The organism is Pseudonocardia bannensis (genome assembly GCF_012911875.1).
GTDB classification, from domain to species: Bacteria; Actinomycetota; Actinomycetes; order Mycobacteriales; family Pseudonocardiaceae; genus Pseudonocardia; species Pseudonocardia bannensis.
The window spans coordinates 22,929-33,679 of the sequence record NZ_JAAXKZ010000059.1; the positions used below are offsets into that span (position 1 = coordinate 22,929).

Annotated in this window: 11 protein-coding genes and 1 pseudogene; 10 read left to right on the forward strand and 2 right to left on the reverse strand. The window is 73.1% G+C overall.

All coding sequences use genetic code 11. From position 1 onward, the window contains the following. The first annotated feature begins 30 nt into the window (after positions 1–30). Positions 31–954, forward strand: a complete 924-nt coding sequence (locus HF519_RS16610; protein WP_169413865.1) for a tyrosine-type recombinase/integrase — start codon at positions 31–33, stop codon at positions 952–954. 193 nt (positions 955–1,147) lie between these two features. Further along, positions 1,148–1,918 (forward strand): FliA/WhiG family RNA polymerase sigma factor, encoded by a 771-nt coding sequence (locus tag HF519_RS16615; RefSeq protein ID WP_312860151.1) that lies wholly within the window; start codon positions 1,148–1,150, stop codon positions 1,916–1,918. A 9-nt stretch (positions 1,919–1,927) separates the two neighbouring features. On the opposite strand, the gene HF519_RS33560 is transcribed toward HF519_RS16615, so the two are convergent. Further along, on the reverse strand, positions 1,928–2,707 hold the full coding sequence (locus HF519_RS33560; protein WP_438826401.1) for a M23 family metallopeptidase: 780 nt from the start codon (positions 2,705–2,707) through the stop codon (positions 1,928–1,930). Positions 2,708–3,252: 545 nt separating this feature from the next. On the opposite strand from HF519_RS33560, the gene rpsB reads away from it, so the two are divergent. From rpsB to HF519_RS16650, 6 genes and pseudogenes are all read left to right on the forward strand, one after another. Then, positions 3,253–4,164, forward strand: coding sequence for a 30S ribosomal protein S2 (gene rpsB, locus HF519_RS16625; RefSeq protein WP_169413866.1), 912 nt, complete (start codon positions 3,253–3,255; stop codon positions 4,162–4,164). Between the two features lie 116 nt (positions 4,165–4,280). Further along, positions 4,281–5,096, forward strand: a complete 816-nt coding sequence (gene tsf, locus HF519_RS16630; protein WP_169413867.1) for a translation elongation factor Ts — start codon at positions 4,281–4,283, stop codon at positions 5,094–5,096. Positions 5,097–5,119: 23 nt separating this feature from the next. Then, positions 5,120–5,854 (forward strand): annotated as a pseudogene (gene pyrH, locus HF519_RS16635) (UMP kinase); the annotation flags it as partial. Between the two features lie 71 nt (positions 5,855–5,925). Continuing rightward, entirely contained in the window at positions 5,926–6,483 is a 558-nt protein-coding gene (gene frr / locus HF519_RS16640; protein ID WP_169413868.1) for a ribosome recycling factor, read from the forward strand. A 77-nt stretch (positions 6,484–6,560) separates the two neighbouring features. Next, the gene (locus HF519_RS16645; RefSeq protein ID WP_312860152.1) at positions 6,561–7,424 is read left to right on the forward strand and encodes a phosphatidate cytidylyltransferase; all 864 of its coding nucleotides are present in this window, start codon (positions 6,561–6,563) and stop codon (positions 7,422–7,424) included. Beyond that, entirely contained in the window at positions 7,421–8,167 is a 747-nt protein-coding gene (locus tag HF519_RS16650) for a class I SAM-dependent methyltransferase (protein WP_169413869.1), read from the forward strand. The genes HF519_RS16645 and HF519_RS16650 overlap by 4 nt, the downstream gene beginning before the upstream one ends. 6 nt (positions 8,168–8,173) lie before the next feature. On the opposite strand, the gene HF519_RS16655 is transcribed toward HF519_RS16650, so the two are convergent. Further along, positions 8,174–8,653: a QcrA and Rieske domain-containing protein gene (locus HF519_RS16655; protein WP_169413870.1), complete on the reverse strand. Its 480-nt coding sequence runs from the start codon at positions 8,651–8,653 to the stop codon at positions 8,174–8,176. 135 nt (positions 8,654–8,788) lie between these two features. Between HF519_RS16655 and HF519_RS16660 the strand changes: the two genes are divergently transcribed. Then, positions 8,789–9,340: a hypothetical protein gene (locus HF519_RS16660; RefSeq protein ID WP_169413871.1), complete on the forward strand. Its 552-nt coding sequence runs from the start codon at positions 8,789–8,791 to the stop codon at positions 9,338–9,340. Positions 9,341–9,435: 95 nt separating this feature from the next. Further along, a complete protein-coding gene (gene rlmN, locus HF519_RS16665) occupies positions 9,436–10,542 on the forward strand; it encodes a dual-specificity RNA methyltransferase RlmN (protein WP_169413872.1) in 1,107 nt (368 codons plus the stop codon). The last annotated feature ends 209 nt before the right edge of the window (positions 10,543–10,751 follow it).

Here is a 10,751-nt window from a genome sequence, read left to right on the forward strand (position 1 = left end):
CGGGCGGCGCCGGGCCCGCACCGTCGGGAGATGCCCCGGCCCACACCCGATCTCGCCGCGGAGGTCGCCGAGGCGCTGGAGGCCTTCCTCCGGCACCTCGAGCTGGAGCGCGGCCGTTCGCCGCACACCATCCGGGCCTACCGGGGCGACCTGACCGGGCTCCTGGCCGGACTACCGCGTCCGGACCTCACCAGCCTCGACCTCCCGCTGCTGCGGCGCTGGCTGGCCGACGCGCACGCGGCGGGCACCGGCCGGTCCACACTGGCCCGCCGAGCTGCGGCCGCGCGGACGTTCACCGCCTGGGCCCGGCACACGGGCCGGCTGCCCACCGATCCTGGGGCCCGGCTGGAGTCGCCGCGACCGCGCAGCGCCCTGCCCGAGGTCCTGCGGGCGGACCAGGCTGCCGATCTGCTCGACGCCGCCGGCGCCGGCGCCGCTGAGAACGATCCGCTCGCTCTGCGGGACCTGCTGGTACTCGAACTGCTCTACGCCACCGGGATCCGGGTGGCGGAGCTGTGCGGGCTCGATGTCGACGACATCGACGCCGACCGGCGCACCCTCCGGGTGCTGGGCAAGGGAGACCGGGAGCGCACGGTCGTGTTCGGCGCACCGGCCGAGCGCGCGCTGGCCCGCTGGCTGCAGCTCGGCCGCCCCGGGCTCGCCCGTCCCGGGTCGCCTCCGGCATTGCTGCTCGGTGCCCGCGGTGGCCGGCTGGATCCCCGGGTCGCGCGATCGGTGGTGCACCGCGCGATGACGGCGGTGCCCGGTGCGCCGGACATCGGGCCGCACGGATTGCGCCACGCGGCCGCGACCCATCTTCTCGACGGCGGCGCGGACTTGCGTTACGTACAGGAGTTACTCGGTCACGCTACGCTGTCGACGACTCAGCTCTACACGCACGTGACCGTCGATCGGTTGAAGGTGGTCCATGACCAGGCGCACCCCAGGGCTTGATCGGTCCTCGGCGGGATACGCGCTGGTCAGAACGCTTCCCCCGGTGTTGGCCACGGTACTGGAGCGGCCCGCGGACGAGGACCGCCCCTCCCGGTGGACAGGGCCGGCGGAGCCGGCCGACCCACTCCCGGCGCCTCTCGGAGATCGTCGCGAACGGGACGAAACCGACGCTGCCGCCGGTGATCCGCCCCCGGTGACCGGGGTCGACACGCCCGACATGGACGCCGATGCGCTGTGGCGGGACTTCTTCGCCCGCCGCGGCCGGTGCGAGCGCGACCGGCTGGTCGTGCACTACACCGCGTTGGTGCGGGGCGTCGCGGGACGGATGGCCGGTGGGCTGCCCTCCTACGTCGACCTCGCCGATCTCGTGCAGTCCGGGGTGTTCGGTTTGATCGACGCGATCGAGCGGTTCGATCCGGAACGGTGCACCCGCTTCGAGAGCTACGCCGCGCAGCGGATCCGGGGCGCCATGCTCGACGAGCTGCGTGCGCAGGACTGGGTGCCGCGCACCGTCCGCGGCCGGGCCCGTGAGCTGGAACGCGTGCAGGAACGGATGGAGAGCCACCTGGGGCGGGCCGTCACGAACCGTGAGCTTGCCGCGGAGCTCGGGATCTCGCTGCGGGAGCTGCGCCGGATCGCACACCACGTCCAGCTCGTCAGCGTGGAGGCGCTCGACGAGGGGGCCGGGCGCGGTGCGGTGCCGGTGGCCGAGACGCTGGCCGACGACGCGGTTCCCGACCCGATGGCCGTCATCCAGCGCCAGGAGACCTTCCGCCAGTTGTCGGTCCTGGTCGGGCAGCTCGGCGAGCGCGATCGGCTGGTCGTGTGGCTGTACTACGTGGAGAACCGCACGCTGGCCGAGATCGGCCGGATGCTCGGGGTGACCGAGTCGCGGGTCTGCCAGCTGCACTCCCGGCTGGTCGTGCGGTTGCGCGGCCGGCTCGAGGAGCTCGCCGCGGGCTGATCGGTCGGCTCACCCCGGATCACCCGGCCAGGGCTTCGGGACCGGTAGCAGCCGGATCCGGGCCGGGCGCACGAGTACGAGCGGATCCAGGTACTCCGCGGCGCTGCGCCGTACCCCCCAGTGCAGGCAGGCCGGGTCCGGACAGCCGGGATGGCCGGCATCGAGGGTGCCGAGCGGGTCCCCGCGGCGCACGACGGCCCCCGCCGCGACCAATGGGGCGACGGGTTCGTACGTCGTGCGCAACCCGTCGTCGTGCTGGATGGAGACGACACCCCGCCCGGCCACCGGACCTGCGAAGACGACGGTTCCCGCCCGTGCGGCCAGCACCGGCTGGCCCGGCAGACCGCCGAGGTCGACACCGCGGTGGCCGGGACCGTAGCGGTGCGCCGGTTCCCGGAAGGGCGCCCGGACGGCCGGTGCCGGGTGCAATGGCCAGCCGTACGAGGCCCCGGGCGCGAGCGTCCGGTCGCTGGGCTCGCCGGATGATCCGTGCCCGGTCATGGTGGGAGCCGGCCGCACGCCGGGAGGCGGCCGCAGCGGCCGCGCCGCCGCAAGCCCGCTCACCCCCGTGGGGGCGAGCCCGCCCATCTCCGCCACCCCGATTCGGCCCGCCTCCGCCACCCCGATCCGGCCCGCCTCCGCGGCGGCGAGCCGGCCCATCTCCGCGGCGGCGAGCCCGCCCGCCTCCGCGGTCGCGAGCCCGCCCGCCTCCGCGGCCTCGGGCCCCACCGCCGCGGCCTCGGGCCCCACCGCCGCGGCCGCCGCGACGGCCGGCACCGCGACTGCCACAGCCGTCAGTGCGACGACGGCTCTCGACCGCCCCGGGGGCTTGAGCGCTGCATCTGCCACCGCGATCGCGGCACCGGCGCGGCCGAGGCGTCTCCAGGCTGCATCCCACACCGCCGCGGCCCGCACCCGCGCTCGCCGCGCCCGGCGTCCCCTGGCTCCTCCCACCGTGCCAGCCTGGTCTTTGAGCACCCTTCGTGTGCCGTGTCCTCGCTCCCCGGTGGACAGCTGGACCGGCATGTGGACAACCGGCCACCGCGGGGGACGCCGGATGGGGTCGATCTACGGCGCGGAGTACACTCGACCTGCACCTCGAATTGTCGAGGTGACTTCGCGCGCTCGCGTGCCCCGCGAACCGATCGGCGCAGACCGGTGGGTGGGGACGGTGCCCGGGCGGTCCCGCGGAACCACGGATCTCGTGACCTTCTCGAGGGGTGTGGCCGGCGGGTCCGGACATCGACGCGACGCCAGGGTGGGCCGCCGACCGGCGCCCGCGAACCGCACGCGCGGCCCGAGAGCCGCGCCCGAACGAGAGGTGAACATCGGCCATGGCCGTCGTCACCATGAAGCAGTTGCTGGATTCCGGTGTGCACTTCGGGCACCAGACCCGCCGCTGGAACCCGAAGATGAAGCGCTACATCCTCACCGAGCGCAACGGCATCTACATCATCGACCTCCAGCAGACCCTGTCGTACATCGACCGGGCCTACGAGTTCGTCCGTGAGACCGTCGCGCACGGCGGCACGATCATGTTCGTCGGCACCAAGAAGCAGGCCCAGGAGGCCATCGCCGACGAGGCGTCGCGGGTCAACATGCCCTACGTCAACCAGCGGTGGCTGGGCGGCATGCTCACCAACTTCCAGACCGTGCACAAGCGGCTGCAGCGCCTCAAGGAGCTGGAGTCGATGGAGCAGACGGGGGGCTTCGAGGGTCGCACCAAGAAGGAGATCCTCATGCTCACCCGCGAGAAGGACAAGCTGGAGAAGACCCTCGGCGGGATCCGGGACATGGCCAAGGTCCCGAGCGCGGTCTGGGTGGTGGACACCAAGAAGGAGCACATCGCCGTCGGTGAGGCCCGCAAGCTGGGCATCCCGGTCGTCTCCATCCTGGACACCAACTGCGACCCCGACGAGGTCGACTTCCCGATCCCGGGCAACGACGACGCGATCCGCTCGGCCGCGCTGCTCACCAAGGTGATCGCCCGCGCCGCGGCCGACGGTCTGATGGCCCGTTCGGCCCGCGCCCGTGGCGGCGAGGGCGAGGGCAAGCCCGACGCCGGTGTCGGCACCGACGAGCCGCTGGCCGAGTGGGAGCAGGAGCTGCTCACCGGTACCGGCAGCGAGGTCGGCTCGGACGGCGCGAGCCTGTCCGGTGCCGGCGCGAACGCGGAGGCCCCGAACGCGGCCTCGACCCCGGCGCCCGCCTCGACCAGCAACGGCACCCAGCAGACCGCCGACTGATCAACGGTGACCCGGTGGCCCGGCCCGGCCCGCGCACCCGCCGGCCGGGCCGGCCACCGGTTCGGGCGCTGCACCGCACTTTTCCCGCAGACGGACAAGGACGAAGAGACACCACGATGGCGAACTACACCGCCGCGGACGTGAAGCGGCTCCGGGAGCTCACCGGCTCCGGGATGATGGACTGCAAGAAGGCCCTCGAGGAGTCCGACGGCGACCTGGACAAGGCCGTCGAGCTGCTCCGCATCAAGGGCGCCAAGGACGTCGGTAAGCGTGCCGAGCGGGCCACCTCCAACGGCCTGGTCGCAGCCTCCGGCGGCACCATGGTCGAGCTGAACTGCGAGACCGACTTCGTCGCCAAGAGCGACGACTTCCAGGCCCTTGCCGATCGGATCCTCCAGGTCGCGGTCGACCAGAAGCCGGCCGACGTGGACGCGCTGCGCTCGGCCACGGTCGACGGCGGCACCGTCGAGGACGCGATCCAGGCCCTGTCGGCCCGGATCGGCGAGAAGCTCGAGCTCAAGCGCTACATCCACATCGACGGCCCGGCCGCGCTGTACCTGCACCGCCGCGCCACCGACCTGCCGCCCGCCATCGGTGTTCTGGTCTCCTACGAGGGTGCCGACGACGAGGCCGCCCGCGGCGTCGCGATGCACATCGCCGCCGCCCGGCCCCGGTACACCACCCGCGAGGAGGTGCCGGCCGACGTCATCGACAACGAGCGTCGCATCGCCGAGGCCACCGCCCGCGAGGAGGGCAAGCCGGAGCAGGTCCTGCCGCGCATCGTCGACGGCCGCATCACCGGCTTCTACAAGGACGTCGTGCTCCTCGACCAGGCGTCGGTGCAGGACTCCAAGAAGTCCGTGAAGGCCCTGCTCGACGAGGCCGGCCTCACGGTGAAGGAGTTCGCCCGCTTCGAGGTCGGTCAGGCCTGAGGTCACCGGTGAACGACTTCGGGATGGACGCCGACACCCCGCGTCCCGGCTTCCGCCGCGTGCTGCTCAAGCTCGGTGGCGAGATGTTCGGTGGCGGTGGTGTCGGCGTCGATCCCACGGTCGTCGAGGCGGTGGCCCGGCAGATCGCCGAGGTCGTCAGCAGTGGGGTCCAGGTCGCGGTGGTGATCGGCGGCGGGAACTTCTTCCGCGGCTCGGAACTGCAGCAGCGCGGCATGGACCGCTCCCGCGCCGACTACATGGGCATGCTGGCCACCGTCATGAACTGTCTGGCGCTGCAGGACTTCCTGGAGCGCCAGCACAACATCGACACCCGGGTGCAGACCGCCATCACGATGGGTCAGGTCGCCGAGGCCTACATCCCGCGCCGCGCCATGCGGCACCTGGAGAAGGGCCGCGTCGTGATCTTCGGCGCCGGTGTCGGGATGCCCTACTTCTCCACCGACACCGCCGGTGCCCAGCGCGCGCTCGAGATCGGATGCGAGGCGCTGCTGCTGGCGAAGGGTGTCGACGGGGTCTACACCGCGGATCCCAAGGTGGACCCGGACGCGAAGCTCTACACCGAGATCACCCACCGCGAAGTCCTCGAAAGAGGGCTGAAAGTCGCAGATGCGACGGCCTTCAGCCTCTGCATGGACAACCGGATGCCCATCATCGTGTTCAACCTGCTGGCCGAGGGCAACATCGCGCGAGCGGTGCGGGGTGAGAGGATCGGCACGCTGGTCAGCACGCCCGAGAGCAGTGATACCACTGATGGATCTCCGCCGGCTTCGTTCGGCGTCGATCGATCAGACACGACCTGGGAGCAGCCGTGATCGACGAGACTCTCTTCGAGGCCGAGGAGAAGATGGAGAAGGCCGTCGCGGTGGCCAAGGACGATCTGGCGAGCGTCCGCACCGGACGTGCCACTCCGGCGATGTTCTCCAGGATCGCCGTCGACTACTACGGTGCGATGACGCCGCTCAACCAGCTCGCCTCGGTGTCCGTGCCCGAGGCGCGGATGGCGGTGATCAAGCCCTACGACGTCAGCCAGCTCCGGCCGATGGAGAAGGCGATCCGTGACTCCGACCTCGGTGTCAACCCCACCAACGACGGCCAGATCATCCGGGTGGTGATCCCGCAGCTGTCCGAGGAACGCCGCCGCGAGATGGTCAAGGTCGCCCGCGGTAAGGGCGAGGACGCGCGGGTCACGATCCGCAACATCCGCCGCAAGGCGATGGAGGAGCTGCACCGCATCGTCAAGGACGGCGAGGCGGGTGAGGACGAGGTCGGCCGTGCCGAGAAGGAACTGCAGGGCACGACCGACAAGTACGTCCACCAGGTGGACGAACTGGTCAAGCACAAGGAAGCCGAGCTCCTCGAAGTCTGAGCCCGGTGACCTCCTCCAGTGAGATCGGTGCCGCCGCAGCCACCACGACGCCCCGTGCGCTGCCCGTGAACGCCGACGTGCCCGGAACCGACGCCGCGGGGCCGGCGCCCGCTCGTCCGTCGCGATCGGCCCGGCTGGGCCGCAACCTCGTCGCCGCGATCGCGGTGGGTGTCGGGCTCGGCGCGGTCATCCTGTCCGCGCTGCTCGTCGTCCGGCAGGCGTTCATCGTGGTGCTGGCGGTCGCCACCGCGGTCGGGACGTGGGAGCTCGCCGGGGCGCTGCGCCGCGGCGCCGGGATCTCGGTACCGCTGCCGGTGCTGCTGGTCGGTGGCCAGGCCATGGTGTGGCTGAGCTGGCCCTTCGGGCTCCCCGGCCTGGCGGTCTCGTTCGCCGCGACCGCGCTGGCCTGCCTGCTGTGGCGGATGCGCGAGGGCGCCGCGCACTTCCTGCGTGACACCAGCGCGGCCCTGTTCACCGCCGCCTACGTGCCGTTGTTCATCGCTTTCGCGACGCTGCTGGTGGTTCCGCCCGACGGGGTCGGGCGGGTCCTCACGTTCATGCTCTGCGTGGTGGCCTCCGATGTGGGTGGCTACGCGGCCGGGGTGATGGCGGGCCGGCATCCGATGGCCCCGACCATCAGTCCCAAGAAGTCCTGGGAGGGCTTCGCCGGGTCGCAGGTCGCCGGCATGATCGCCGGTGCGTTGTCGGTCGTGCTGCTGCTCGACGGCGCCTGGTGGCTGGGCGCGTTGACCGGCTCGCTGCTCGTCGTCACCGCGACCCTCGGGGACCTCGTCGAGTCCATGATCAAACGGGATCTGGGGATCAAGGACATGGGCTCGCTGCTGCCGGGCCACGGCGGGTTGATGGACCGGCTGGACTCGTTGCTGCCGGCGGCCTTCGTCTCGTGGCTGGTGCTCGGCCTGGCCGTCCCGGTCGCGTGACCCGGTTGTTCCCGGGCTTCGGCGGCCAGCTCAAGCCGGGGCCCGCGATCCCGAGCCCGAACATCTGGAACTGGCCCGAGGTCTACGAGCAGGAGAACCGCGCCCAGGACGCCGACGGCGCGCTCTGGGCGGCGCTGCGCGAGCTGGCACCGTGGGCGGACGCCGACGTCCTCGACGTCGGCTGCGGTGACGGTTTCCACCTCCCGGTCTTCGCCACCGAGGCGGCCTCGGTGACGGGTGTCGAGCCGCACCCGCCGCTGGTGGAGCGAGCCCGGCGACGGGTCGCCGGGCTCCCCCGCGTGCAGGTCCTCGAGGCCGGCGCGGCCCGGTTGCCGCTGCCGGACGCCGGCGTCGATCTGGTGCACGCGCGCACCGCGTACTTCTTCGGCGCGGGCTGCGAGCCGGGCCTCGCCGAGGCCGATCGGGTGTTGCGCCCGGGCGGGGTGCTCGCGATCATCGACCTGGACTTCACCGCGCCGCCCTACGGCGACTGGCTGCGCGCCGATCTGCCGCGCTACGACCCGGGCCGGGTCGAGCGGTTCTTCGACGGACTCGGGTTCACGATGCGCCGGGTGCCGACGGTGTGGCGGTTCGCGGATCGGGCCACGCTCGAGGCGGTACTGCGGATCGAGTTCTCGGCCGCGGTCGCCGACCGGGCGATCGCCCAGACTCCCGGGCTGACCGTGCCGGTCGGCTACCGCCTGCACGTCCGGAGCAAGCCGCAGGGCCTGATCCGGGGCTGACCGGGGTCAGGCCAGGGTGATCTGGCCGTTCGTCACGTTGACGGGGCGGCTGTCGAGCCCGCGCTCGGCCGGGCCCTGGACGACGCCCCCGTCGAGGGCGAACTTGCTGCCGTGGCAGGGGCACACGAGCTGGTTGTTCGCGATCTGGTTGATCGTGCAGCCCTTGTGGGTACAGGTGAGCGAGAACCCCTCGTAGGTGCCGGCCGTCGGCTGGGTCACCGCGACGCCCTGGGCCTCGTAGATCCGGCCGCCGCCCACCGGGACGTCCGATGCCGGCCCGAGCGCGGTGCCCGCTGCCGCGGGTGCCGGTGCGGGTGCGCTGCCTCCACCGGATTCGCCGGAGCTGGTGGGCGCGGTCGAGCAGCCCGTCACCGCCAGGGTGACGCCGAGCGCCGCGACGCCGGCTCCGGCGACGACGGCGCGGCGGCTGAGCCCCGGTGCGGTGTCGGGGGCCCCGGGTTCGCGGTCGGTGTCCTGGTCCTGCATCGCAGGGTCCTCCTCGTGGTGGGCCGGCGTGCGGCTGGGTCGTGCGGCAGTGGGAGATCGGGACCTTCTCACATCTCGTGTGGGCAGGCTGTGGGGTGGCATCCCCCGCACGGGTGATCCGGCTACCGTTGGTGCATGACCAGACCGATCCGTGCGGCCGGGGAGGCCGCCCTGCCGTACCTGGAGATCGCGGTCGGCGCAGTGTGGTGGATCGTCGGTTCGCTGGCGTTGGCGGGCGGCCCGGGCACCGTCGTGCTGGCGGCCGGGATCGGCGCGACCGGCCTGCTGTGGACCGCGGTGCGGCGCCGCCAGGGCGCGGGCGCCGCGCTGGGTCCCGGGTTGCGGGCGAAGGTGATCCGGCTCGCCGCCGTCGCGGTCGGGCTGGTCGTCGTCTCGGGGGCGCTGCTGGGGGCGGTCGGCTGGGACGAGCTGGCCGTGCCGGTGGCCTGCGTGCTGATCGGCGCGCTGCTGTTCCCGCTGTCGTCCGTCCTGGAGGAGCGCTCCTGGGTCGCGGCGGGGGCGGTGCTGATGGTGCTCGGGGCCGGGGGAGCGCTGCTCGCGCTCGACACGGCCGGGCAGGCGGTTCCGCAGGGCCTGGTCGGGATGGGCGCCGCGGTGGTGCTGTGGGCGGCGGGCGTCTACCGGCTCGGGCTGTTCCAGGAGCTGCGCGACCGCGTCGGCCGCTGACCCGGCGGTTCCGCTCGGCAGGGGGCGGGTTCCGGGCGGTGCGCGGTCGCTGCCGGCGCCGCTCCCGGCCTCGGGACTGGCACAATCGAAGGGTCATGACAACCCTCCCGCTCGTCTTCGACGCGCCGAAGCGCGCCCTCCCGCCCCGCCATCTCGCCGATCTCGCCCCGGGCGAGCGCCGCGCCGCCGTGAGCGAGCTCGGGCTCCCCGGGTTCCGGGCCGACCAGCTCGCCCGGCACTACTTCGGCCGGCTCACCGCCGACGTCGACGTGATGACCGACCTGCCCGCCGCCGCCCGTGAGCAGCTGGGCGCGCTGCTGCCGCCGCTGGTGACCCCCGTGGTCGAACAGGCCTGCGACGACGGCGCGACCCGCAAGACGCTGTGGCGCGGGCACGACGGTACCCGGGCCGAGTCGGTGCTGATGGGCTACCCGGACCGGGCCACGGTGTGCGTGTCCAGCCAGGCGGGTTGCGGGATGGCCTGCCCGTTCTGTGCCACCGGACAGGGTGGGCTGCAGCGGAACCTGTCGACCGCGGAGATCGTCGAGCAGGTGCGGCAGGCCGCCGCGGCCGCGCGAGACGGCGCGCTGGGCGAGCCGACCCGGCTCTCCAACGTCGTGTTCATGGGCATGGGTGAGCCGCTCGCCAACTACCAGCGGGTCGTCGCGGCCGTCCGCCGCATCACCGAGCCGGCGCCGTCCGGGCTGGGCATCTCCGCACGCGGGGTCACCGTCTCCACGGTCGGGCTGGTCCCGGCGATCGACAAGCTGGCCGCCGAGGGGCTCGCGGTCACGCTGGCCGTCTCCCTGCACACCCCGGACGACGAGCTGCGCGACACCCTCGTCCCGGTGAACAACCGGTGGAAGGTCTCCGAGGTGCTGGCCGCGGCCCGCCGGTACGCGCAGGCCACCGGCCGCCGCGTCTCCATCGAGTACGCGCTGATCCGCGACGTCAACGACCACCCGTGGCGCGCCGACCTGCTCGGCAAGCTGCTGCGCCAGCAGGTCGGCACCAAGCGCGTGCACGTGAACCTGATCCCGCTCAATCCGACGCCGGGCAGTGAGTGGGACGCCTCGCCGCGGCACGTGCAGGAGGAGTTCGTCGCAGGTGTCCGGGCGGCCGGGGTGGCCTGCACCGTCCGCGACACCCGGGGCCGGGAGATCGCGGCCGCCTGTGGGCAGCTGGCGGCGTCGGAGGCCTGAGCCGCCGGGCCGCGGCTCGCCCGAGGCCCGGCCGCGGGGGGCCGCCCTCGGTGCCGGGGCCGGCCCGGGTGACGTGCTCGTCTCGATCGGCACCAGCGGCACGGTCTTCGCGGCGCACGACGCCCCCGTCGCCGACACCTCGGGTGCGGTCGCGGGCTTCGCGGACGCCGCCCACGACACGCCCGCCCCACCCGCTGACCCGCCCCATC